At 67.6% G+C, this 21,114-nt stretch carries 29 protein-coding genes; 17 read left to right on the plus strand and 12 right to left on the minus strand.

Annotated elements, in window-relative coordinates:
• The first annotated feature begins 26 nt into the window (after positions 1-26).
• Positions 27-347 carry an Mpo1-like protein gene (locus tag LC068_RS06050; RefSeq protein WP_226635359.1) on the plus strand — a complete coding sequence of 107 codons (321 nt, stop codon included), beginning with the start codon at positions 27-29 and terminating at the stop codon, positions 345-347.
• Between the two features lie 3 nt (positions 348-350).
• Here the strand turns inward: LC068_RS06050 and LC068_RS06055 are convergent, their stop codons facing one another.
• The gene (locus tag LC068_RS06055; protein ID WP_226635361.1) at positions 351-884 is read right to left on the minus strand and encodes a 3D domain-containing protein; all 534 of its coding nucleotides are present in this window, start codon (positions 882-884) and stop codon (positions 351-353) included.
• A gap of 191 nt (positions 885-1,075) precedes the next feature.
• Here LC068_RS06055 and LC068_RS06060 point away from each other — a divergent pair, with 191 nt between their 5' ends.
• From LC068_RS06060 to LC068_RS06080, 5 genes are read left to right on the plus strand one after another with little or no spacing between them, the layout of a single operon-like run.
• Complete coding sequence (locus LC068_RS06060) at positions 1,076-1,480, plus strand: protease inhibitor I42 family protein (RefSeq protein ID WP_226635363.1); 405 nt, start codon at positions 1,076-1,078, stop codon at positions 1,478-1,480.
• Positions 1,481-1,526: 46 nt separating this feature from the next.
• Positions 1,527-2,201 carry a nitroreductase family protein gene (locus tag LC068_RS06065; protein ID WP_226635365.1) on the plus strand — a complete coding sequence of 225 codons (675 nt, stop codon included), beginning with the start codon at positions 1,527-1,529 and terminating at the stop codon, positions 2,199-2,201.
• A 28-nt stretch (positions 2,202-2,229) separates the two neighbouring features.
• Complete coding sequence (locus LC068_RS06070) at positions 2,230-3,252, plus strand: phospholipase C/P1 nuclease family protein (RefSeq protein ID WP_226635367.1); 1,023 nt, start codon at positions 2,230-2,232, stop codon at positions 3,250-3,252.
• A gap of 3 nt (positions 3,253-3,255) precedes the next feature.
• The gene (locus tag LC068_RS06075) at positions 3,256-4,044 is read left to right on the plus strand and encodes an RNA methyltransferase (protein ID WP_226635368.1); all 789 of its coding nucleotides are present in this window, start codon (positions 3,256-3,258) and stop codon (positions 4,042-4,044) included.
• A gap of 56 nt (positions 4,045-4,100) precedes the next feature.
• Positions 4,101-4,622: a hypothetical protein gene (locus tag LC068_RS06080; protein ID WP_226635370.1), complete on the plus strand. Its 522-nt coding sequence runs from the start codon at positions 4,101-4,103 to the stop codon at positions 4,620-4,622.
• On the opposite strand, the gene LC068_RS06085 is transcribed toward LC068_RS06080, so the two are convergent.
• On the minus strand, positions 4,590-5,330 hold the full coding sequence (locus LC068_RS06085; RefSeq protein WP_226635372.1) for an NAD-dependent deacylase: 741 nt from the start codon (positions 5,328-5,330) through the stop codon (positions 4,590-4,592). The two genes, LC068_RS06080 and LC068_RS06085, sit on opposite strands and share 33 nt — an antisense overlap.
• Positions 5,331-5,392: 62 nt before the next feature.
• Here LC068_RS06085 and LC068_RS06090 point away from each other — a divergent pair, with 62 nt between their 5' ends.
• A complete protein-coding gene (locus LC068_RS06090) occupies positions 5,393-6,499 on the plus strand; it encodes an S-(hydroxymethyl)glutathione dehydrogenase/class III alcohol dehydrogenase (protein ID WP_226635373.1) in 1,107 nt (368 codons plus the stop codon).
• A gap of 10 nt (positions 6,500-6,509) precedes the next feature.
• Here the strand turns inward: LC068_RS06090 and LC068_RS06095 are convergent, their stop codons facing one another.
• Positions 6,510-7,883: a M28 family metallopeptidase gene (locus tag LC068_RS06095; RefSeq protein ID WP_226635374.1), complete on the minus strand. Its 1,374-nt coding sequence runs from the start codon at positions 7,881-7,883 to the stop codon at positions 6,510-6,512.
• Positions 7,884-8,019: 136 nt separating this feature from the next.
• On the opposite strand from LC068_RS06095, the gene LC068_RS06100 reads away from it, so the two are divergent.
• The 9 genes from LC068_RS06100 to LC068_RS13795 all read left to right on the plus strand — a co-directional run bounded on the left by LC068_RS06100 (position 8,020) and on the right by LC068_RS13795 (position 14,374).
• Positions 8,020-8,403, plus strand: coding sequence for a VOC family protein (locus LC068_RS06100; protein ID WP_226635375.1), 384 nt, complete (start codon positions 8,020-8,022; stop codon positions 8,401-8,403).
• A gap of 83 nt (positions 8,404-8,486) precedes the next feature.
• A complete protein-coding gene (locus LC068_RS06105; RefSeq protein WP_226635376.1) occupies positions 8,487-9,950 on the plus strand; it encodes an alanine/glycine:cation symporter family protein in 1,464 nt (487 codons plus the stop codon).
• A 19-nt stretch (positions 9,951-9,969) separates the two neighbouring features.
• Positions 9,970-10,803 carry an S-formylglutathione hydrolase gene (gene fghA, locus LC068_RS06110; protein ID WP_226635377.1) on the plus strand — a complete coding sequence of 278 codons (834 nt, stop codon included), beginning with the start codon at positions 9,970-9,972 and terminating at the stop codon, positions 10,801-10,803.
• A gap of 2 nt (positions 10,804-10,805) precedes the next feature.
• On the plus strand, positions 10,806-11,030 hold the full coding sequence (locus LC068_RS06115; protein WP_226635378.1) for a hypothetical protein: 225 nt from the start codon (positions 10,806-10,808) through the stop codon (positions 11,028-11,030).
• 101 nt (positions 11,031-11,131) lie between these two features.
• Positions 11,132-11,746, plus strand: a complete 615-nt coding sequence (locus tag LC068_RS06120; protein WP_209117253.1) for a superoxide dismutase — start codon at positions 11,132-11,134, stop codon at positions 11,744-11,746.
• A gap of 62 nt (positions 11,747-11,808) precedes the next feature.
• Entirely contained in the window at positions 11,809-12,762 is a 954-nt protein-coding gene (locus tag LC068_RS06125) for an MBL fold metallo-hydrolase (protein WP_226635380.1), read from the plus strand.
• Between the two features lie 148 nt (positions 12,763-12,910).
• Positions 12,911-13,528: a 30S ribosomal protein S4 gene (gene rpsD / locus LC068_RS06130; RefSeq protein ID WP_209117257.1), complete on the plus strand. Its 618-nt coding sequence runs from the start codon at positions 12,911-12,913 to the stop codon at positions 13,526-13,528.
• A 217-nt stretch (positions 13,529-13,745) separates the two neighbouring features.
• The gene (locus LC068_RS06135) at positions 13,746-14,141 is read left to right on the plus strand and encodes a hypothetical protein (RefSeq protein WP_226635382.1); all 396 of its coding nucleotides are present in this window, start codon (positions 13,746-13,748) and stop codon (positions 14,139-14,141) included.
• 104 nt (positions 14,142-14,245) lie between these two features.
• Entirely contained in the window at positions 14,246-14,374 is a 129-nt protein-coding gene (locus LC068_RS13795) for a hypothetical protein (protein ID WP_264182126.1), read from the plus strand.
• Between the two features lies 1 nt (position 14,375).
• Here LC068_RS13795 and LC068_RS06140 read toward each other — a convergent pair whose 3' ends face one another.
• From LC068_RS06140 to map, 9 genes are all read right to left on the minus strand, one after another.
• Entirely contained in the window at positions 14,376-14,795 is a 420-nt protein-coding gene (locus LC068_RS06140) for a hypothetical protein (protein WP_226635384.1), read from the minus strand.
• Between the two features lie 89 nt (positions 14,796-14,884).
• Positions 14,885-15,322: an acyl-CoA thioesterase gene (locus LC068_RS06145; RefSeq protein WP_226635386.1), complete on the minus strand. Its 438-nt coding sequence runs from the start codon at positions 15,320-15,322 to the stop codon at positions 14,885-14,887.
• Positions 15,322-15,675 (minus strand): Grx4 family monothiol glutaredoxin, encoded by a 354-nt coding sequence (grxD, locus tag LC068_RS06150; protein WP_209117264.1) that lies wholly within the window; start codon positions 15,673-15,675, stop codon positions 15,322-15,324. Before grxD ends, LC068_RS06145 begins: the two co-directional genes overlap by 1 nt.
• Positions 15,676-15,745: 70 nt before the next feature.
• On the minus strand, positions 15,746-16,660 hold the full coding sequence (locus tag LC068_RS06155; protein WP_226635388.1) for an aldo/keto reductase: 915 nt from the start codon (positions 16,658-16,660) through the stop codon (positions 15,746-15,748).
• A gap of 3 nt (positions 16,661-16,663) precedes the next feature.
• Positions 16,664-16,906: a BolA family protein gene (locus LC068_RS06160; protein ID WP_226635389.1), complete on the minus strand. Its 243-nt coding sequence runs from the start codon at positions 16,904-16,906 to the stop codon at positions 16,664-16,666.
• Between the two features lie 56 nt (positions 16,907-16,962).
• Positions 16,963-17,496 (minus strand): GNAT family N-acetyltransferase, encoded by a 534-nt coding sequence (locus LC068_RS06165; protein ID WP_226635391.1) that lies wholly within the window; start codon positions 17,494-17,496, stop codon positions 16,963-16,965.
• Positions 17,493-18,473 (minus strand): N(4)-(beta-N-acetylglucosaminyl)-L-asparaginase, encoded by a 981-nt coding sequence (locus LC068_RS06170; RefSeq protein WP_226635393.1) that lies wholly within the window; start codon positions 18,471-18,473, stop codon positions 17,493-17,495. Before LC068_RS06170 ends, LC068_RS06165 begins: the two co-directional genes overlap by 4 nt.
• Positions 18,474-18,475: 2 nt before the next feature.
• On the minus strand, positions 18,476-19,204 hold the full coding sequence (gene radC, locus LC068_RS06175) for a RadC family protein (protein ID WP_226635396.1): 729 nt from the start codon (positions 19,202-19,204) through the stop codon (positions 18,476-18,478).
• A 31-nt stretch (positions 19,205-19,235) separates the two neighbouring features.
• A complete protein-coding gene (map, locus tag LC068_RS06180) occupies positions 19,236-20,057 on the minus strand; it encodes a type I methionyl aminopeptidase (RefSeq protein WP_226635398.1) in 822 nt (273 codons plus the stop codon).
• Positions 20,058-20,219: 162 nt separating this feature from the next.
• Here map and LC068_RS06185 point away from each other — a divergent pair, with 162 nt between their 5' ends.
• On the plus strand, positions 20,220-20,987 hold the full coding sequence (locus LC068_RS06185) for a competence/damage-inducible protein A (protein WP_226635400.1): 768 nt from the start codon (positions 20,220-20,222) through the stop codon (positions 20,985-20,987).
• The last annotated feature ends 127 nt before the right edge of the window (positions 20,988-21,114 follow it).

Raw genomic sequence — 21,114 nt, forward strand, 5'->3', positions numbered from 1 at the left:
CGGGCGTCGGGGGACAGTGTTCGGCCATGAGCACGCACGCCCCTGACGAACGGTTCGCCTCGTTCGAGGCCTTCTATCCGTACTACATCCACGAGCATTCCAACCGGACATGCCGGCGCATCCACATCGTGGGATCGGCGCTGGTGCTGGTCGTGCTGGTCACCGCGATCGTGACACGGAACGCCTGGTGGCTGCTGGCCATGCCGCTGGTCGGCTATGGCTTTGCCTGGGTCGGGCATTTCTTCTTCGAGAAGAATCGGCCGGCGACGTTCAAATACCCGCTGTGGAGCCTGATGGGCGACTGGCGGATGTTCTTTGAGACCGTCACCGGCAAGCGCCGGTTCTGAGGATCAGTCCCAGGCGGGCGGGCAGCCGTCGAAGGTGCCGGCCTCGACCACCGTCAGGCTGCGCATGTTCAGCGGCATGATCGGCGCCATCGAACCGCGCCCGTGGCCCGTATAGAGGTCGATCTTGTTGCCCTTGATGGCCCCGCCGGTATCCGAAGCATACCAGTAGCCGTCGTGGATGGTGCCGTCGGCCAGCACCAGACCGACCGTTTCCTTGATGAACAGACGCGTGCGACGGGGCACGACACGGGGGTCGATGGCGACGGTGCGCATGGCGATCGGGCGGCAGCCCAGCGAGTCGTTGCCGGTCGCTCCACCCCCGCCTGCGTGATAGAGGCGCGCCGACAGGCTCCAGTCGGCCGGGCGGATCGCCAGGGCCTTCTGTTCCTCGCTCAGGGCCAGCCAGACATCGGCGGCGAACCCGTGCTCGGCCGCTTCGGCCTCGGCCGAAACGAGCGTTTCGTAGGGAACGGGATCGATGGATGAGGTGACCGACGGGGTCACCAGGGCCAGCACCAGGGCGAGGGTCTTGAACATGATCGGATCGCTGAATCACCGGCCCTCAACCCGACCGGCGCCGGGGGTGTGCCCACCGAATGGGACAAGAAGACGGCAGGGATAGCGATGGTCGGTCAGGTCCTGTGGGTTGGCCTGTGGACCGGTTGCGGTCAGGGTAGAGGTCCGGAGGAAGAAAACTCATGCGGATCGTGCGGTTAGGACTTCTGGCTATGATCGCCCTCACTGTGCTGGCCCTCTATGCCTGCGACAGGGTGACGCCCTCGCCCGACGCGCCCCTGCCGGCACCGGTGCCCGCGGGAGTGGCACTGGTGGTGGATGAGGCCACCGGCTCGGTTTCCGTGCGAACGGGTCAGACCTTCGCGGTGACCCTGAGCTCGAATTTCGACTGGCAGGTCCAGACCTTGCCCGACGGGCTGGAACTGCTGGGAACAAAGACAGGACCGACCACCACCGCCCAGCGCGACGGGGGCGAGACCGGCGGGGCCAGCTGGTTCGTCTTCCACCTGAAGGCTGTCCAGCCCGGCGAAGGCGAACTGGTGCTGACCGAGGCCCCCGGCTGGGAGCCCGAGAAGCCGATGCGCACCCTGGCCATCCCGGTGCGGGTGGAACCCTGAGCCCCTGCCGGGCTATCAAGGGCGCTCACTGCCGTGGAGCCGCCCGATGAAGGATCACCCCTCGACGCCGCTGTCCGGCTATGCGGCGCTGTCGGATGCCGATGCCGTCGCGCGCGCCACCGCGTTTCGCGAAGAGATGGGCCGACGGCGGACCGTGCGGGAGTTCTCGGACCAGCCCGTGCCGCGCGCGGTCGTCGAGCAGGCGCTGTTGACGGCAGGCTCCGCCCCGTCGGGCGCCAATCACCAGCCGTGGTTCTTCTCGGTCATCGAGAGCGCAGAGGCCCGCGCCCGCATCCGCGAGGCGGCCGAGGCCGAGGAGAAGGCCTTCTACGAGACCAAGGCCCCGCAGGAGTGGCTGGATGCCCTGGCCCCGCTGGGCACGGATCCGGACAAGGGGTTCCTGGAGGTGGCGCCCGTGCTGATCGCCATCTTCGCTCAGAAGCGCGGCGGCCCGCGCCCCGGCGACGCCAAGAAGAACTACTACGTCACCGAGAGCGTCGGAATCGCCACCGGCCTGCTGATCGCGGCCCTTCACCGGGCCGGGCTTGCGACCCTGACGCATACGCCCGCGCCCATGAGCTTTCTGAGCGAGATCTGCGGACGGCCGGCGGAGGAAAAGCCGTTCCTGTTGCTGGTCGCGGGACATCCGGCGGACGACGCCACCGTACCTCTGGCCGCGCTGGACAAGAAGCCGCTGGACGCCATCGCCGCATGGATTTAACCCCGCCCGCAGTTGCCGGAGCCCTGCCATGAAACGCCTGATTGCCGCCGCCGTCGCCCTGACCCTGATCGCCCTGCCCGCTGCGGACGTGGCGGCCTGGGGCGCCAGTGGACACCGGATGGTGGGCCAGGCCGCCATGCGCGCCCTGCCCGAAGAGCTGCCGGCCTTCCTGCGCACCCAGGAAGCCGCCGCCCAGGTGGGCGAACTGTCCCGCGAACCCGACCGTTGGAAGGGCGGAGGCCAGCCCCATGACCGCGAGCGCGACACGGCCCACTTCGTCGACATGATCGCGGACGGACGTGTGATGACCGAGGCCGGGCCGGACATCCGGGCGCTGCCGGAGCTCAAGTCCGAATATGACGCCCAGCTGCTGGCAGCCGGGATCAAGGTCAATGACGCCGGCTATCTGCCCTATGCCATCATGGACGCCTGGCAGCAGGTGGTTCAGGACCTTGCCTACTGGCGCATCCTGGCCGCCGCCGAGGCGCGCGAGACGGATCTGGCGCGGCAGGCCTGGTACCGGGAGGACCGGCTGCGGCGCGAGGCCCTGATCCTGCGCGATATCGGCATGCTGTCGCACTACATTGGCGACGGCGCCCAGCCCCTGCACACGACCATCCACTACAACGGCTGGGACCGCGACACGGACAATCCCGAAGACTTCACCCGCTCGCGCCGGACGCATGGCATGTTCGAAGGTGACTTTGTCCGCGACCGCGTGAACCTGCAGGGCATTGAGGCGGCCATGACGGCGCCGCGTCTGGACGGGTTCGAGCTGCGCGCGCGCATGGCCGACTATCTGCTGGTGTCGCTGGGCGAGGTGGTGCCCTTCTATCGTCTGGAGAAAGCCGGTGGCTTCGTCGAGGCCGACCCGCGCGGCGTGAACTTCGCCACGGTGCGACTGGCCGCCGGGGCCTCGGAACTGCGCGACCTGATCGTGCTGGCCTGGCGCGAGGCGGGAACCCGCTCGGTCGGCTGGCCGAACGTCAAGGTGTCCGAGGTCGAGGCCGGCACCGCCGACCCGTGGCTGGCCATGATCGGTCAGGACTGAGCCTTGGACGACGCGCCCGACCTGACGCCCCCCGTCGTCATCCTCGACAAGCCGCAGCTGGCCGACAACATCGGTGCGGTCGCGCGGGTGATGGCCAATTTCGGGCTCGACAAGCTTCGGCTGGTGTCGCCGCGAGACGGCTGGCCGCAGGACCGGGCCTGGGCCACGGCGTCGGGCGCCGACTGGGTGCTGGAGGGGGTGCAGGTCTTCGACAGCGTGGCCGAGGCGGTCGCCGACCTGACGCTGGTCTATGCCACCACGGCGCGTCATCGCGAGCTGCGCTTGCCGGTGCTGACCCCGAGGGAGGGATCGGCGAAACTGCATGATGCCGCAGGTCAAGGACAGGGCATCGGCCTGTTGTTCGGCGGCGAGCGCGCGGGCCTCGAGACGACCGACATCGCCCTGACCCAGGGCATTGTCACCATTCCGATCGACCCGAAACACCATTCGCTGAATCTCGCGCAGGCGGTGGCGATCAACGCCTATGAGTGGCGCACCGGCGTGCTCAACGCCCCGCCGCCGCGCTTCCGCGACGAGGCTCCGCCCGCCTCGCAGGCGCAGCTGGAAGGCATGTACGGTCATCTGGAGACCGAGCTTGAAGCCGGGGGCTTTTTCCATCCGCCCGAGATGAAGCCGGCCATGAGCCGAAACCTGCGCGTCATGCTGGGCCGGGCGGGCCTGAGCGCGCAGGAGGTGGCGACCTTTCGCGGCGTGATCCACGCCCTGGCCAAGGGGCGTGGTCGGGCGCTGGCCAAGCTGGCGGCGAAACGCGACGCCGACCGTCAGGACTGATCACTGGCGCCACCTGCGCCCCGGGCGGACAGTCTCCGTGAACCGGAGAGACGCCCATGCGAACCCTGCTGCTTGCCGGACTGACCACCGTCGGCCTGATGGCCATGGCGGCACCTGCCTCGGCCCAGTCGATGAATGTGCCGGCGATTGTCGAGGATGTGCTGGGTCAGATCTGCGTGCCCTATGCCCGGACCGGAGACGTTGCGGCCGCCATCCGGGCGGCGGAGGAGCTGCGCTACGAGATCATCGCCGACGAGAGCGGCATGGACCTCGAGGCCGATCACCCGTGGGCCTATGTGCGGCTGACCCGCCGTCATCACGGCACAGTGACGCTGGACCTCAGCTACGGGCGCGGCCTGTGTTCCGTCGGCATCTACGAGGGCGGGGCGTCCAACATGGCCCCGGCCGCCGAACCCTTCGTTCAGGCTCTGGGGCTGGAACCGCTGGTGTTATCCGTCGAAGGACAGTCCACCACCGACATGGCCGTCTGGCGGAGCGGCTCCACCCAGCTGGTCATCAGCCGCAGCCCGCGCTTCTCGCCCGGATCAGAGATGGTGCTGAGCTTCGAACTGCCCTGAGAGCGACCTGACGAAGTCCGGCACGACCCGGGTTGCGGGGCCGTGGTGCGTCTCGTCGAAGAGGTCCGAAATCAGCGAGGGTTCGAGGTTCAGCTCGACGGTGCGGGCGCCGGCGTGGCGGGCGATCTCGACGAAGCCGGCCGCGGGATAGACGGCGCCCGAGGTGCCGATGGCGACGAACAGGTCGCAGGCCTGCAAGGCGTCGTGGATCACCTCCATCTCCAGCGGCATCTCGCCGAACCAGACGATGTGCGGACGCAGGCGACCCTCGGGGTGATGGGGCGAGACGCTGTCGACGTACAGATCGCCGGGACAGTCGCTGATCCGGCCGGTGCGGGTGCAGGCGGCCTTCAGCAGCTGGCCATGCATGGGGATCAGGCGAAAGCCGGACGCGGGTGCCACGTCGGTATGAGCGCGGGCGTGCAGATCATCGACATTCTGGGTGACGAGTGTCAGCGATCCCGGCCAGCGCGCGGCGAGTTCCGCCAAGGCCCGGTGCGCGGCATTGGGCTGGACCTCGGCCAGCTGACGCCGGCGGGCGTTGTAGAAGTCATGGACCGTCGCCGGGTCGCGGGCAAAGGCCTCGGGCGTGGCCACATCCTCGATCGGGTGGCCCATCCACAGCCCGTCCGAGGCGCGAAAGGTCGGCACGCCGGACTCCGCCGAAATGCCCGCCCCTGTCAGGATGACGATATTTCTGTGCTGCATGGCCCTTCATAGCACCGGCAGCGTCGCCTAGGGTGCCCCCAGCAATTCAGGAGCCCTCCCCCATGAAGACCCGCGCCGCCGTAGCCTTTGAAGCGAAGAAGCCGCTCGAGATCGTCGAGGTCGATCTGGAGGGGCCGAAGGCGTTCGAGGTGCTGGTCGAGATCAAGGCGACGGGCATCTGCCACACCGACGCCTATACGCTGGACGGACTGGATTCCGAGGGCATCTTCCCCTCAATCCTCGGCCATGAGGGCGCGGGCGTGGTGGTCGAGGTGGGGCCGGGCGTGACCTCGGTCGAGGTCGGCGACCATGTGATCCCGCTCTACACACCCGAATGCCGCCAGTGCAAAAGCTGCCTGAGCCGCAAGACCAATCTGTGCACCGCCATCCGGGGCACGCAGGGCAAGGGCCTGATGCCCGACGGCACCAGCCGCTTCAGCTACAAGGGTCAGTCCATCGCCCACTACATGGGTTGCTCGACCTTCTCGAACTACACCGTCCTGCCCGAGATCGCCCTGGCGAAGATCCGCAAGGACGCGCCGTTCGACAAGGCCTGTTACGTCGGCTGTGGCGTGACCACGGGCGTGGGGGCGGTGGTCAATACGGCCAGGGTCGAGCCGGGTGCGAACTGCGTCGTCTTTGGCCTGGGCGGCATTGGCCTCAACGTCATCCAGGGACTGAAGATGGTCGGGGCCGATATGATCGTCGGCGTCGACATCAACAACGACAAGGAAGAGTGGGGCCGCAAATTCGGCATGACCCATTTCGTCAATCCGAAGGATGTGTCGGATGTGGTGGCCCATCTGGTCGAGCTGACCGGCGGTGGGGCGGACTACACCTTCGACTGCACCGGCAACACCACGGTCATGCGTCAGGCGCTGGAGGCCTGTCACCGGGGCTGGGGCGAGAGTATTGTCATCGGCGTGGCCGAGGCCGGCAAGGAGATCGCCACCCGCCCGTTCCAGCTGGTCACCGGCCGGGTCTGGCGCGGGTCGGCCTTTGGCGGCGCGCGCGGCCGCACCGACACGCCCCGCATCGTCGACTGGTACATGGACGGCAAGATCGAGATCGATCCGATGATCACCCACACATTGCCGCTGGACGACATCAACAAGGCCTTTGACCTGATGCACGAAGGCAAGAGCATCCGGTCTGTGGTGGTGTTCTAGGCCCCTCGGCTCACCGCCCTTCGGGGCGGCCGCCCTCGGCCCAGGTCGGGACGAAATCGCCCTCGGCCAGCGCCGTCAGCGGCACGACCAGCGACTGGATGGCCTGGGTCATATAGTCGAAATTGATGTTGTCGATCGTGTCTTCGGGCGTGTGATAGGTCGGGATGGTCGCCCAGCCGGAGATGGTGTGGGCGACCACGCCGCGCAGGGCGAGCGCATAGTTGTCCGACCGCTGGAAGAAGTTCTGGTCGGGATAGGGATCGGGGCCGATCAGGGCGCCGCGGGCCTTGAGCTCAGGGCCGAAGTTCGACCGCTCGAAGCCCGTCATCATCATCACGCCGGGTGGCAGCTGCGGATCCTGGTCGGCGATCATCTCGATCTCAAGATTGGCCTTGATGGTGTCCAGCGCGACCGGCGGGTTGTCGACGAAGTAGCGCGAGCCCAGCAGGCCCGCTTCTTCCGAGCCATAGGCCACGAACATCACATTCATGCGGTGCGGCCCCGTGCCCGACAGGGCGCGCGCCAGCTCGATGACGGCGACCGTGCCCGAGGCATCGTCATTGGCGCCATACATGACGACACCGTCCGAGCGGACCCCGATATGGTCGAGGTGCGCCGACACCATGATCGTGCCGGCCTCGGGATCGGTGCCGGGCAGCCAGCCTATGGCATTGGTGGTCACGCCCTCCACGACGCCCGACGCGCCGGGGTCGAAGGCCGCTGCCTTCCCGCCTGCACCCGCGGCCAGCCGGTCCCAGGCCTCGGGCGAGACCACCAGCACCACCGGCCCCGACCGGGGCGTATCGTCCGCCAGCCGGATCACCGGATCGCGCGAGCCACCGTCCGCCGTGGCACCCGCCAGAACTTCGGTGCGGCGCATCAGCACGACCTTCGCGCCCGACCGCATGGCCGCGCCGAAAACGGCCCGCACGCCGGGCCCCTCGGGCGGGGCGATCATCAGCACCTCGGCCGACGCCGGCAGGGCGGCGGGATCCGTGGCGACCGTCACCGTGCCCCCGGCCGCGCCCAGCCCGCCGGTCAGGATGGCGAAATCCTCGCCCTGGGTGAGCGTCATGTCTCCCACCGTCAACCGGGCCTCGCCCGACGGTGTGGTGATCACCACCGGCACCTGTTGCAGATAGCCGTCCATGCCGGGCACCGGCGTCAGCCCCGCCAGACGAAACTGGCTGGCGACATAGGCGGCGGCGATCGCCTCGTCGCGGGTGGCGCTGCCACGCCCCTGAAGCTCAGGCCCGGCGAGGAAATTCATGTGGGCTTCGACGGCATTGCGCTCGACGCGCACGGTGGCCTGGGCCAGTACCGGCCCCGCAGACAGACACAGCAGGAGGGCAGCGGTGGCAGTGGCGGCGAGGCGCTTCATCATGGATCGTCCCGAAGGCTGAAGAAGGGACAAGCGTAGCCGCCCGGAAGATCAGCGTCGAGGCGCCACCGCGGATCACATCTTGCGCGCCTGCGTCCGTTCGCTAAAACAACGGACATTGTTCATCGGGAGGGAAGCCATGTTCACCCACGTCACCGTCGGCGCCAATGACGTCGAGGCCTCGCGCCGCTTCTATGACGCCGTGCTGGGCGCATTGGGTCATGAGCCCGGGCAAGGGCCGGACCCCAAGGGCCGCTTCTGGTGGCGAACGCGCATGGGCGCCTTTGCCATCGGCACGCCGATCGACGGCGAGCCGGCCTGTCACGCCAACGGCGGCACCATCGGCTTTGCCGCGAAGTCGCCCGAGATGGTCCAGGCCTTCCACGACGCCGGCGTGGCCGCGGGTGGCAAGGCGATCGAGGATCCGCCCGGCGAGCGCAACGGTCCGTTCGGCACCCTGGTGCTGGCCTATCTGCGCGATCCGTCGGGCAACAAGGTCTGCGCGCTGCACCGGCCCGGGTAACGCCGCAAGGTCAGAAAAGCGTTCCCATTCCGGGACAGGCCGTTAAGGTGCCCCCTTTCATCGGCATCCCGGGGGAATGGGGAATGAGCGACGCAGCAACGCCCGCAGGCGTGCAGGCCTTCTACGACCAGGTCACCAACGTCAGTGACTTCATCTGGGGCGGGACCTGGAACGGGGCGGAGGTTCTGCCCTTCCCGCCCATGGTGATTGTGCTGCTGGGCGTGGGTGCCTGGATCATGATCGGCCTGCGCTTCTATCCGATCCTGAAGCTGGGCGAGGCGTTTGCCGGACTGTTCAAGAAGGACTCCGCCGGCAAGGGCGAGATCTCGCCGTTCGCGGCCCTGTCGACCGCCCTGTCGGGACAGGTGGGTACCGGTAACCTCGCCGGCGTGGCGACCGCCATTACCCTCGGCGGACCGGGGGCCCTGTTCTGGATGTGGGTGACGGCCCTGTTCGGCATGGCGCTGGCCTTCGCCGAGGGATCGCTGGCCATCCGCTTCCGTGACGTGGGGCCGGACGGCACCTATCGCGGTGGCCCGATGAGCTACATCCGAAAGGGTCTGGGCAAGAAGTGGAGCTGGCTGGCTATCCTGTTCTGCCTCGGTACCCTGTTCTCGGCGGTGGCCACGGGCAACATGATCCAGGCGAACTCGATCGCCGACTCGATCGTGGCGCTGGCGCCCATGCCGGAATGGGGCGCGGGCCTGATCGTGGCCGGCGCCGTCTTCGTCGTCATCATCGGCGGCATCAAGTCGATCGGCAGCGTGGCCGAGAAGGTCGTGCCCGTCATGGCCATCGCCTATCTGATCCTGGCGCTGCTGGCGCTGATCCTGAACTTCCAGGACCTGCCGGCCACCTTCGGCATGATCTTCGGCAGCGCCTTCCAGCCCAGCGCCGCGACCGGCGGCTTTGCCGGGGCAGCGGTCATGATGGCGATCCGCGCCGGTGTGGCCCGCGGCCTGTTCTCGAACGAGGCCGGTCAGGGCTCGACCCCCATGGCCCACGCCGTGGCCCAGACCGACGACCCCGCCCGTCAGGGCCGGTTCGCCATGATGGGCACCTTCATCGACACCATGGTGATCTGCACCATGACGGGTCTGGTCATGCTGACGGTTCAGGGCTCCTTCCCCGCCGGTGCCGGTACGGTCGAGCACGTCTGGAATTCGGACCTGCGCGGCTTCGAGATGACGCTGGCGGCCTATTCCGCTGTCTTCCCTCAGATGCTGTTCGGCCAGACCACTCTTGGCGGGCTGGTCGTGTCGGTGGCGCTGATCCTGTTCGTGTTCACCACCCTGCTGACCTGGAGCTACTACGGGGAGCGGGCCGCGACCCATCTGTTCGGTCAGGGCGTCGCCATTCCGTGGCGCCTGCTGTGGGTGGTCATGATCTTCGTCGGATCGTTCCAGCACATCGAGTTCGTCTGGCGCATGGGCGACATCTCGAATGCCGCCATGGCCCTGCCCAACCTGATCGCGCTCGCCGCACTGTCGGGCGTCGTGTTTGCCCTGGCCCGCGGGGACAAGACCGCCGGCAAGGATCACGACTGAGACTGAAGGAGACGCCGCCGTGGATATCGTCAAGACACACCGCGTCCACGGCGGCACCCTGTCCTATGCGCGGCACGACAGTGCGGCGACCGGCACCACCATGGCCTTTTCGGTCTTCGTGCCCCCGGGCGACGGCCCCTTCCCCGTGGCCATCTGGCTGTCCGGCCTGACCTGCACCGAGGACAATTTCACCACCAAGGCCGGCGCCTATGAGGCTGCCGCCCGGCTGGGCCTGATCGTGGTGGCGCCCGACACCAGCCCGCGCGGCGAGGGTGTCGCCGACGACGAGGCCTATGACCTGGGGCAGGGCGCGGGCTTCTATGTCGATGCGACCGAGGCGCCCTGGTCGCCGCATTTCTGCATGGAGACCTATGTCGTCCGCGACTTGGTCGAGATGATCGACGCGGAGTTTCCGACCAACGGACGCCGGGCCATCTTCGGCCACTCCATGGGCGGGCACGGGGCGCTGACGCTGGCGTTGAACCACCCGCACCTGTTCACCTCGGTCTCGGCCTTCGCCCCGATCGCCTCGCCCACCCGCTGCCCGTGGGGCGAAAAGGCGCTGGGCGCCTATCTGGGACCCGACCGCGATCGCTGGGCCCGGCACGACGCCGCCCTGCTGATCGAGGCCGGCGCGGCCCACGGCCAGTATGACGACATCCTGATCGATCAGGGCGATGCCGACCCCTTCCTCGCCGAACAGTTGAAACCCGAACTGCTGACCGCTGCAGCCGAGCTGGCGGGGCAGAAGCTGACCCTGCGCCTGCAGCCGGGCTATGATCACTCCTACTTCTTCATGGCGAGCTTCATCGCCGACCACCTCGCCTTCCATGCGAAGCGGCTGAAAGGGTGACCATGGCCGATGCCGATCATGAGGCCCTGTTCGCCGAGCTGTGCGTGAAGCTGGGCTTTTGCCTGCATCCCAAGGGTCAGGCGCGGGTCATCGCCGCCCTGCCGAATGGCTATGATGCCGCCATGCGCGCCGTGTTCGCGGCCGAGGGTACTGACCCCGGTTCGATCCCCGGCGACCTGAAGCGGGCCGTGCGCGACTGCATCAAGGCGCACGCCCCCCTGCCCTGATCCGGCAATTTCGGAACGAATTCGACCTCCGGTCCCTTGGGTTTGTGACGGCCTGACCTATGTGTACGGCCAAGGTTCACCCCAGATCAGGAGCCCGAAACATGGCCTTTACCCTGCCCCCGCTTCCCTACGCCTATGACGCCCTGGAACCGGCCATCGACAAGGAGACGATGACCTTCCACCACGACAAGCACCACCAGGCCTATGTCGACAAGCTGAACGAGGCCGTGGACGGCGACGACAGCCTGAAAGGCAAGTCGCTGGAAGACATGTTCAAGACCATGTCGAAACTGCCCAAGGCGGTTCGCAACAACGGTGGCGGCCACTGGAACCACAGCCTGTTCTGGAAGCTGCTGGCCCCGCAGGATCAGGTCGGCGAGCCCTCGGCCGCGCTCAAGGCCGCGATCGACAGCGACCTCGGCGGCATGGACAAGTTCAAGGAGGCGTTCAACGCCGCCGGCGCCGGCCAGTTCGGTTCGGGCTGGGCCTGGCTGATCGTCCAGAACGGCAAGCTGAAGGTCACCTCGACCCCGAACCAGGACAATCCGCTGATGGACGTGGCCGACGAACAGGGCACCGTGGTGCTGGGCGCCGACGTCTGGGAGCACGCCTATTATCTGAAGTACCAGAACCGCCGGGCCGACTACCTGAAGGCCTTCTGGTCGGTGGTGAACTGGAACGAGGTCAACGACCTCTACGCCAAGGCCGTTTCCTAGGCCACATCTATCAGCGCCCGCCGGATCGTCCGGCGGGCGCTTTTCCTATGGGGGCATGCACAATGCGACTGACCACTTCTGCCGCCGTGGCGGCGATCCTGATGAGCGCGGGCCTCGGGCTCGCGGCCTGCAATTCCGGGACGGAGCCTGCGGACAAGCCGGCCGCCGACAGCCGGGTCGAAAGCGCCGACGTCCACCCGTTCATGATCGGCACGCTGGAGGCCTGGGCCCTGCGCGACGGCGGACTGGAAGTGCCGAACGACGGCTCGGTCATGGCCATGGGCGAACCGAAGGCCGACGTCGACGCCCTGCTGACCTCTGCCGGCGTGCCGACCAATCCGCTCAGTCTGAGCATCCAGCCCATGCTGGTGAAGACCGGGAACCGGGTCGTACTGTTCGACGCGGGCGCCGGATCGGCGTTCGGACCCGCCGGTGGCAAGCTGACGGCCAGTCTGGCAACCGCGGGCGTGTCGCCGGATCAGATCACCGACATCCTCATCAGCCACGGCCACGGCGACCACGTGGGCGGTCTGGTCACGGCGGACGGCACCCTCGCCTATCCGAATGCCGCCATCCGCATGACGGCCGAGGAATGGGCAGCCCTGCAGGCCAGTGGCGAGATGGCGGATCTGGTGGCGACCATCACGCCGAAGGTCGAGACCTTCGCCGACGGTGCCGAGGTGCTGCCCGGCGTCACCGCCGTGCCGATCGACGGCCATACGCCCGGGCACACGGCCTATGAGATCGTCTCGGGGGACCAGAGCCTGCTCTACATCGGCGACAGCGCCCACCATCAGGTGATCTCGGTCCAGCGTCCGGACTGGACCATCCAGTTTGATGGCGATCCCGCCACGGCCGAGGCGAGCCGCAAGGCCCTGTGGGAGCGGGCCGCCGACGGCGATCTGCGCCTCTACGCCGTCCACTTCCCCTGGCCGGGCATCGGCCATGTGCGCCGTCAGGGCGAGACCTTTGTCTGGGAGCCGGAGGGCGCTGCCCCGCACCAGGCTGAGCATTGACTCCGGAGGGCGGGGCCGTCATAAGCCCCGCCTTCACGTCCCGTCGCAAGACCGGGGCGGGTTTAATGACGGACGATGCGTGGACCGCCGTTGAGATCGCATTCCCAATATCGGGGATGCCGGGCCGCATCACGATAGAGAGTGACACATGTCCAAGCGCCACAGCGCCAAGTACAAGATCGACCGCGCCATGGGTGAAAACCTGTGGGGCCGGTCCAAGTCCCCGGTCAACAAGCGTTCGTACGGCCCCGGCCAGCACGGCCAGCGCCGCAAGTCGAAAGTCTCGGACTTCGGCCTGCAGCTGAAGGCCAAGCAGAAGCTGAAGGGCTACTACGGCAACATCACCGAAAAGCAGTTTGCCAAGACCTATGAGGAAGCCGCCCGCCGCAAGGGCAACACCTCGGAGCTGCTGATCGGCCTGCTGGAATCGCGTCTGGACGCCGTCGTCTACCGCGCCAAGTTCGTGCCGACCGTGTGGGCAGCCCGTCAGTTCGTCAGTCACGGCCACGTGACCGTCAACGGCAAGAAAGTCGACATCGGCTCTTACCGCGTGAAGGTCGGCGACGTCGTCGAGGTCAAGGAAAAGTCGCGCAACATGGCGCTGGTCCTCGAGGCCATGCAGTCGTCGGAGCGTGACATCCCGGACTATCTGGAAGTCGGCGATCGCGGCTTCTCGGTGCGCTGGGTCCGCGTGCCGGAACTGGCCGATGTACCGTTCCCGGTGAAGATGGAGCCCAACCTGGTCGTCGAATATTATTCGTCCTGATTGGGGCGCTATGCTCGTGACGCGGTCACTCGCGACTTGAGCGCAAGACCAGCAAATGCGCTCAAGCAGCGAGGTTCCGCGAACCGAGCGGTAGCGCAAGAAAATGGGGCTCCGGAGCGATCCGGGGCCCTTTTTTCGTGGATGATGACCGGTTCAGGGATGCCAGCTGCGGCGAATTGAGGCATTGTTGACGTTCGGGAAGGCGACGGGACCTGCCATGTCGGTACATCGCACATCACTGGCGTCGGGCGGAGCAGCGGTGCTGCTGGCCCTGACCCTCGCGGGGTGCGGGGGATTGCCCGGCTGGCTGGACGGTCGTCCGTCGGTCGAGGACGGGCCCGGCGTGGTCGAACCCATCCGCGCCGCCGCGATCGGCCAGGACACGGTCCTGTTCTGGATCAGCAGCAATGGCTGCACCGAGAAAAGCGACCTGATCCCCGTGGTGCGCCAGACCTATGACGGCGCCCGCGTCACCCTTCGCCGGGTCCGGGACGACGGTTGCACCAATCCGTCGGAAGACGGCGTCGAATTGCGCTGGACCTTCGAGGAAATGGGCCTTGCCCCGGGCACCAAGGTGCAGGTGGCCAACCCCTATCGCCCCGCGCAAGGCTGAGCGGAGAGCAAGGCTCCGCTGCATTGAGGATTATTCACGTGCACGCGCCGCCGGTTGGCGCGAAAACAGGCGCGTAACGTCAACATCCTTCGGGGGATACATCCATGCTTCGCCGCCTGACCATCCTGGCCACTCTCGCCGCCCTGACCGCGCCCGCGCTCGCCGGCTGCATCATCGTGGCGACCGACAAGCCGGAAACCCAGGTCATCCACACGCCGTCCCAGGACGACTGATCTAGCGGTCGAGACGCTCCCAGGTCTCGACACAGGTCGAAATCCGCTCGGCCGCCTCGGTCGAGCGGTCCTCGGCTACGTGACGGCGGGCCAGCGCGGTCTGCTCCGCGTCCAGCGTCGTCACCTCTTCCGGCGGCAGCTCGGCGCGCCAGGCGTCGGTGCCGGCCGACATCTCGACCAGGGTGCGGTTGATTTCTTCGGACCGGGCATCGGCATCGACCGCCGCCGGATCGACCAGGGCCGCCATGATGCGGTCCGCAAAGGCCGGGTCACCCTCTAGGATCTGCGCGTTCAGCACGGTGAAATAGGTCGAGCACCCGACGGCGTCGCGCCGTAACGCCTCGGTATTCTGTCCGCCGCAGGCCACCGGCCCGGCCAGAACCACCCCTGCCATTACCAGCGTCGGCACAATCCGTCGCATCCAGAGCCTCTTCCTTCGCCCACCCCAAGCCCGGGATCGTTCACGGAAAGGCGCGGCGGTTCAAGCCTTTTCGCCCCAAATTGACACGTTCAGTCCTGCGGTCCCGCCAGGAAGGGCGCGATCATTTCGCCGGCAATCCGGTGCGGGCGCAGGGTCGCGGCGTCCACGAGGCACCATTCGGACACGCCCTGAGCGCACAGCCGGCCCCCGGCGTCCTCGATCCGTACATAGCGATTGAAGCGCGGCCCCTGCGGATCGCCGACCCAGGTGCGGGCGACGATGCCGGTCGCGCCCGGCTCGATGCCGCGCAGATAGTCGATCTCATGGCGCAGGGCGACCCACGACCAGCGCGCCCGGGTATCGGCATCGAAACGGGCATTCCAGTGGGCCGTCCCGGCGTCCTGCAGCCAGCCGACATAGACGACATTGTTGACGTGGCCGTTGGCGTCGATGTGCTCGGGGCGCACCTCGAGTGGAACGACGAACAGCTCGCGATCCTCGCGAGGGATCAGCGGCGCCCGCGCCATCAGGCGTCGGTATCGCCGAGCGGCACGCCCTTTTCGCTCATCAGGGCAGTCAGTTCGCCCGCCTGAAACATCTCGCGGACGATGTCGGAGCCGCCGACGAACTCACCCTTCACATAGAGCTGGGGAATGGTCGGCCAGTCAGTGAAGGCCTTGATGCCCTCGCGCAGGCCGTCGTCCTGCAGCACGTCCACGCCGACGAACGAGGCGCCGACATGGTCGAGAATCTGGACGGCCTGGGCCGAAAAGCCGCAGCGGGGCTGATCGGGCGTGCCCTTCATGAACAGGACCACGGGGTGATCCGCGATCGTCTGGGCGATGAAGTCGCGCACGGGGTCGGCAGCGGTGTCGGTCACGGGAGGCCTCTTTTCAGCAGGCTTGTGAGCTAGGAGGCCCGTGCCCCGCGGTCAAGGGCGGCGGGTACCGTCAGGCCGCAGCCATGCCCACCCGGGCCATCTCGATCTGGGCCGACAGACCGGGCGGCAGGTCGCGTTCGGGCACCAGACTCAGTTCATTGATGCGCTCGTCGGTCGTGGCCGAGACCATGACGCTGGCGATTGCCGGGTCCACCAGGGCGTGGCTGAGGCAGATCTGTTCGGCGGTCCAGCCGTGCGTGCGGTGCAGGAAGGCGAAGGTACCGGCGCCCTTCAGAGGGTTCTCGGCCTCCTTGGGGCGACCAAAGCTGAAAAGGCCGCGCCGCGGTTCAAGCGCCGTTTCGGCCTTCTTCGGCGTATCGAGGCTTTCGGGGAAATAGCCATAGCCGAGCACATCCATGTCCCGCTCGCGGGCGTGGCGGATGCGCGACTGGATGCGCCAGTCGGACGTCACGTGGAAGGGCGTGGCCAGCACGTCGAAGGCGCCGGTCGAGACATAGGCGTCCATCACCTCACCCTCACCGGCGATGCCCAGCATGCGGATGCGCTCGGTGCTCCGCAGGGCCTTGAGCGTATGCAGGGTGGACTGGGCCAGCTCATGCTCGTCGGGCTCGTCCAGCAGGGCCACGTCGATATAGCCGAGCCCCGAGACGTGCAGGACGCGGTCGATGGCGTGGGTCATGCCCTCGGCGGAAAAGTCCCGCTGCGAGCCGCGGCGCCCGTCACCGGTCCCCAGCATGAGGGTGACCGACACCAGATTGCGGTCGACGTGGCCGAGCGCCTGGCCCACCACATCGGCCAGTACGGGGTCGGCGGTTTCCAGCCGGAAGCTGTTGATACCGGCCTCAAGCCCCGAATAGATCAGCGACTGGGCGGCCTCGAAGCCGCGCGCCAGACCGGCATGGCCGAGGCTGAGGGTCAGGGACGAGATGGCGCTGCCGGAATGGCCGAACGGACGATAGCGCATGGGTCAGCCCTTTCCTTCCGGAGCGGCGGTCTCGAGCGCCAGGGCGTGCAGTTCACCGCCCATGCGGCCCTTGAGCGCGGCATAGACCATCTGGTGCTGCTTGACCCGGCTGTGACCGGCAAAGGCGCCGGCGACGACGCGGGCGCGGTAGTGATCGCCGTCACCCGCCAGATCGACGATCTCGATCTCGGCATCCGGAAAGGCTTCCAGAAGGTGCGATCTCAGACTGTCGGCGGACATGGGCATGGCGGGAACCTGATTCTTTCGCCCCCCACCCATGCCTCATAAACCTTAATGTCCGGCTACGTTCCCCCGCCCGGGACCGACTGGCGCTCCAGCAGGATCACCGGCTCGCCCTTGTAGGTGGTGTCCGTATAGCGGGCGAAGCCGAGACGGGCGGCCAGCGCCAGCGACGGGCCGTTGTCAGGGCTGATCATACAGACGAGGTGGTCGGCCTTGAGGTGCTGCCCGGCCCAGGCGACAGCGGCGGTTGCGGCCTCGAACGCCAGACCCTGGCCCTGAAAGGCCGGGGACAGGCCCCAGCCCATTTCGATCGCGTCAAAGGCCGGGTCGAGGATGCGCTGATAGTTCAACAGGCCGACGCTGCCGACATAGCGACCGTCTTCGCGGGTGCGGATCGACCAGTTGCCATAACCCATGACCTGCCAGTGGCCGATATCGCGCAGCAGGCGGAACCAGGCCTCCTCGGCATTCAGGGCCTGGGGGAAGATGTGGCGGCAGAAACCGGGATCAGCCAGCAGGGCGCACAGGTCCGCATAATCTCCCTCGGCCACGGGGGTAAGGATCAGGCGGTCGGTCTGGATCACCCGGCTCATGAGAACAGGCTGTCCGCCCGGACCAGCCGGGTCTGGCCCGCCGCGTCGGTGACCGCATAGGTGAAGCCGGGGCGCAGGGCGAACCCTCCCGCCCGTCCCTGACGGTCGAGCGCCAGCAGGGCCACCTGATGATCGGCAAGCTTGTCGCCCCGCAGGCGCGCTAGGCGCTCGATCACCCGCTGACAGGCGGCCGAGGGATCTAGGCCCGACCGCATGGCCTCGACCACGGCGTGGGCGCCGGAGACGCGCAGGATGTCCTCGCCCACGCCGGTCCCGGTGGCCGCGCCGACCTCGTCATCGACCGACAGACCGGCCCCGGGAATGGGGCTGTCGCCGACACGGCCCCTCATCTTGAAGGCCATGCCCGAGGTGGTGCAGGCGCCCGCCATATGGCCCTGGGCGTCAATGCCCAGAATGCCGAGGGTGTCGTGATCCGAGGCCCCTCCGCGCCAGTCGGCATTCTCGCTGTTGGCCCGGGGGGAGTAGTTCGAAGTTTCCAGCCAGCGCCGCCAGGCGGCCTCGGCCTCCGGGGTCAGGAGCGGCGTCGTCTCGAACCCATGCTCCCGGGCAAAGGCGCGAGCCCCCTCGCCCACCAGAATGACGTGGGGCGTGGTCTCCATCACCCGCCGGGCCACCGAGACGGCGTGGACGATATCCTCAAGCGCGCAGACCGCGCCCATGTCGCCGCGCCCGTTCATGATGACGGCATCCAGTGTCACATGACCCTCGCGGTCCGGAAAGCCGCCGAGCCCGACCGAGGCGTTGGTCTCATCGGCCTCGGCCACCCGGGCCCCGGCCTCGACCATGTCCAGCGCAGAGCCCCCTGCCTGGTGTACGGCATGGCCTGCGGCATTCGCGGGCGCGCCGAAATCCCATGTCGAGACCAGAACGGCGGGGGGCGCATCGTCGCGGGCCAGCACCGGACCGGCAGCGGCCACGGCGGTTCCGGTCAGCAGGGTCCGGCGGGAAAGGTCCATGGCTACATCAGTCCCAGTTGCTTGAAGCTGGCCACACCCTTGCGGCCCACGATCAGGTGGTCGTGCACGGACACGTCCAGCGCGCGCGCCGCCTCGACCACCTGACGCGTCATCTCGATGTCGGCGCGGCTGGGAGTAGGATCGCCCGAGGGGTGGTTGTGCACGATGATCATGGCCTTGGCCGAAAGCTCCAGCGCGCGACGGACCACCTCGCGTGGATAGACGGGGGCGTGATCGACCGTGCCCCGGTTCTGGACCTCGTCGAGGATCAGCTGGTTGCGATTGTCGAGATAGAGCACGCGAAACTGCTCACGCGGCTCGTGCTGCAGGCTGAGCCGGACGTAGGACAGCAGTGCGGTCCATGATGAGATGACGGGCCGGTTGACCGCCTCTTCGCGCGCCACCCGGCGAGCAACTTCGTGCAGGGCGGCAATGTCGAGCGCGGTCTCGGCGCCGATGCCCTTGGTGCGCCCCCGGGTGTCCTCGGCCTTGACCGTCATCAGGTCCTCGACCGAGGCGGCCAGCACGGCGGCCAGCGATCCGAAGCGGGCCAGCAGGGCCTTGGCGATCGGCTTGACGTCCCCCTGCGGCTGGCTGCGGAACAGGAACAGCTCCAGCAGCTCATAGTCGGGCAGGTGGTGGATGCCGGCGCCGCGTGCCCGCTCCCTCAGCCGCTCGCGATGACCGGCGTGGTGGGGCGCTTTCGGTTTTTCCGGTGGTTGGTCCAGCATGCCCGTCCCCGTCTTCCGGGGAAGGCTAGCCTCAGAACGTCGGACGGAACAGGCCCGCCGGGCTGGCGGTGAAGATTTCGACGCCGTCCTCGGTCACGCCGACGCTGTGCTCGCACTGGGCCGACAGGGACTTGTCGCGGGTCACCGCCGTCCAGCCGTCGGACAGCACCTTTACCTGCGGCTTGCCCAGATTGACCATGGGCTCGACCGTGAAGAACATCCCCGGCTTGAGCACCGCGCCCTCGCCCCGGCGGCCGTAGTGCAGGACGTTCGGGCTGTCGTGGAACAGGCGGCCGATGCCATGGCCGCAGAAGTCGCGCACCACACTCATCCGCTGGTCCTCGACCAGACGCTGGATGGCATAGCCGATGTCGCCAAAGGTATTGCCCGGCTTGATCTGGGCCAGGCCGGCCTCGAGCGAGTCATAGGTGACGTCGATCAGGCGACGGGCGCGAGTGTTGATCTCGCCCACCGCATACATGCGGCTGGAATCGCCATGCCAGCCGTCGACGATGACGGTGTGGTCGACGTTGACGATATCGCCCTCCTTCAGAACCTTGTCGCCCGGAATGCCGTGGCAGACGACGTGGTTGATCGAGGTGCAGATGGTCTTCTCATAGCCCTTATAGCCCAGGCAGGCCGGGATGGCGCCGTGGTCCAGGGTGAACTCGCGGATGCGATCGTCCAGTTCGCCGGTGGTGACGCCCGGCTTTACGTATTCGCCGATCATGTCGAGCGCCTCGGCGACCAGACGTCCGGCGGCGCGCATGCCCTCGAACGCGTCCTCGTCGTGGATGCGGATTTCGCTGGTGCGGACGAAAACGTCTCCGTCCATATCCTGGGCTTCATACATGCGGGGTGTCCCGGTAAGTCAGTTGCGGCGCGATGGTCCGGCAGGGACCGCGTCATCAGAAAAGAAGGTCACGATGAAGATAGCACGAATGCCCGCCATGCCGCGACCGGTGCCGGGCCATATCGCCCCTCGCGCGCCCCTCTGCAAGGCGGGGACGCTGTGATGGGCGCGGAGACCTCGCCCACCGCCGCCGTCCTGATCATTGGCGACGAGATCCTGTCCGGCCGGACGAAGGACACCAATCTGAACACCCTGGCGCGGTTTCTGGGCGCGCTCGGGATCGACCTGAAAGAAGCCCGGGTGGTCGGCGATACGCGCTCGCAGATCGTGGAGGCAGTCCGGGCGCTGTCCGGTAGCCACGACTATCTCTTCACGACGGGCGGCATCGGCCCGACCCATGACGACATCACCGCCGACTGCGTATCCGAGGCCATGGGCGTTGCCCTGCCCGAGAATGCCGAGGCCCTCGCGATCCTCGAGCGACGGTACGGCGATGAGTTGAACGACGCCCGGCGCCGCATGGCGCGCATCCCGGAGGGCGGCTCGCTGATCGCCAATCCGGTCACGGACGCCCCGGGCTTCCAGATCGGCAATGTGTTCGTCATGGCCGGCGTGCCGAAAATCATGACCGCCATGCTGGATGATGTGGCGCCCCGCCTTCGGGTCGGGGCGGTGACCCATGCGCGAACGCTCAAGGTGGACGGCGTGGGTGAGGGTGATGTGGCGGACCTGCTGAGTGCGGCGGCGGATGCGCACCGGAGCCTGAGCTTCGGCAGCTATCCCTTTGGCCACGGAACGGTCGGAGAGTACGGCACCCAGCTGGTGGTCCGCGGCCGCGATGCCGCTGCGCTGTCGGCTGCCGTCGAGGCCCTGCGGGAGGCCGTCGAGACCACCCTGGCCGACCGGGGCGTCCGCGTCAGCGAGGTCTGAACCCACCGCCCCAAAGCGACACCCCCGCCGTGGGTGACCACGACGGGGGTGCGCAAAGGCGTTATCCGCCTGAAGGGCTCCGGGGGTCCGGTCTCTCGCGGGGAGAGGCCGGACCGGTCCGGAAGCC

Source organism: Brevundimonas poindexterae (assembly GCF_020524625.1).
GTDB lineage: Bacteria > Pseudomonadota > Alphaproteobacteria > Caulobacterales > Caulobacteraceae > Brevundimonas > Brevundimonas poindexterae_A.

Excerpts from the sequence above, each read along its gene's own strand:
- LC068_RS06050 (WP_226635359.1), top strand. The coding sequence starts at position 27 with ATGAGCACGCACGCCCCTGACGAACGGTTCGCCTCGTTCGAGGCCTTC.
- LC068_RS06055 (WP_226635361.1), bottom strand. The coding sequence starts at position 884 with ATGTTCAAGACCCTCGCCCTGGTGCTGGCCCTGGTGACCCCGTCGGTC.
- LC068_RS06060 (WP_226635363.1), top strand. The coding sequence starts at position 1,076 with ATGATCGCCCTCACTGTGCTGGCCCTCTATGCCTGCGACAGGGTGACG.
- LC068_RS06065 (WP_226635365.1), top strand. The coding sequence starts at position 1,527 with ATGAAGGATCACCCCTCGACGCCGCTGTCCGGCTATGCGGCGCTGTCG.
- LC068_RS06070 (WP_226635367.1), top strand. The coding sequence starts at position 2,230 with ATGAAACGCCTGATTGCCGCCGCCGTCGCCCTGACCCTGATCGCCCTG.
- LC068_RS06080 (WP_226635370.1), top strand. The coding sequence starts at position 4,101 with ATGCGAACCCTGCTGCTTGCCGGACTGACCACCGTCGGCCTGATGGCC.
- LC068_RS06085 (WP_226635372.1), bottom strand. The coding sequence starts at position 5,330 with ATGCAGCACAGAAATATCGTCATCCTGACAGGGGCGGGCATTTCGGCG.
- LC068_RS06090 (WP_226635373.1), top strand. The coding sequence starts at position 5,393 with ATGAAGACCCGCGCCGCCGTAGCCTTTGAAGCGAAGAAGCCGCTCGAG.
- LC068_RS06095 (WP_226635374.1), bottom strand. The coding sequence starts at position 7,883 with ATGATGAAGCGCCTCGCCGCCACTGCCACCGCTGCCCTCCTGCTGTGT.
- LC068_RS06100 (WP_226635375.1), top strand. The coding sequence starts at position 8,020 with ATGTTCACCCACGTCACCGTCGGCGCCAATGACGTCGAGGCCTCGCGC.
- LC068_RS06105 (WP_226635376.1), top strand. The coding sequence starts at position 8,487 with ATGAGCGACGCAGCAACGCCCGCAGGCGTGCAGGCCTTCTACGACCAG.
- LC068_RS06115 (WP_226635378.1), top strand. The coding sequence starts at position 10,806 with ATGGCCGATGCCGATCATGAGGCCCTGTTCGCCGAGCTGTGCGTGAAG.
- LC068_RS06120 (WP_209117253.1), top strand. The coding sequence starts at position 11,132 with ATGGCCTTTACCCTGCCCCCGCTTCCCTACGCCTATGACGCCCTGGAA.
- LC068_RS06125 (WP_226635380.1), top strand. The coding sequence starts at position 11,809 with ATGCGACTGACCACTTCTGCCGCCGTGGCGGCGATCCTGATGAGCGCG.
- rpsD (WP_209117257.1), top strand. The coding sequence starts at position 12,911 with ATGTCCAAGCGCCACAGCGCCAAGTACAAGATCGACCGCGCCATGGGT.
- LC068_RS06135 (WP_226635382.1), top strand. The coding sequence starts at position 13,746 with ATGTCGGTACATCGCACATCACTGGCGTCGGGCGGAGCAGCGGTGCTG.
- LC068_RS13795 (WP_264182126.1), top strand. The coding sequence starts at position 14,246 with ATGCTTCGCCGCCTGACCATCCTGGCCACTCTCGCCGCCCTGACCGCG.
- LC068_RS06140 (WP_226635384.1), bottom strand. The coding sequence starts at position 14,795 with ATGCGACGGATTGTGCCGACGCTGGTAATGGCAGGGGTGGTTCTGGCC.
- LC068_RS06145 (WP_226635386.1), bottom strand. The coding sequence starts at position 15,322 with ATGGCGCGGGCGCCGCTGATCCCTCGCGAGGATCGCGAGCTGTTCGTC.
- LC068_RS06155 (WP_226635388.1), bottom strand. The coding sequence starts at position 16,660 with ATGCGCTATCGTCCGTTCGGCCATTCCGGCAGCGCCATCTCGTCCCTG.
- LC068_RS06160 (WP_226635389.1), bottom strand. The coding sequence starts at position 16,906 with ATGCCCATGTCCGCCGACAGTCTGAGATCGCACCTTCTGGAAGCCTTT.
- LC068_RS06165 (WP_226635391.1), bottom strand. The coding sequence starts at position 17,496 with ATGAGCCGGGTGATCCAGACCGACCGCCTGATCCTTACCCCCGTGGCC.
- LC068_RS06170 (WP_226635393.1), bottom strand. The coding sequence starts at position 18,473 with ATGGACCTTTCCCGCCGGACCCTGCTGACCGGAACCGCCGTGGCCGCT.
- radC (WP_226635396.1), bottom strand. The coding sequence starts at position 19,204 with ATGCTGGACCAACCACCGGAAAAACCGAAAGCGCCCCACCACGCCGGT.
- map (WP_226635398.1), bottom strand. The coding sequence starts at position 20,057 with ATGTATGAAGCCCAGGATATGGACGGAGACGTTTTCGTCCGCACCAGC.
- LC068_RS06185 (WP_226635400.1), top strand. The coding sequence starts at position 20,220 with ATGGGCGCGGAGACCTCGCCCACCGCCGCCGTCCTGATCATTGGCGAC.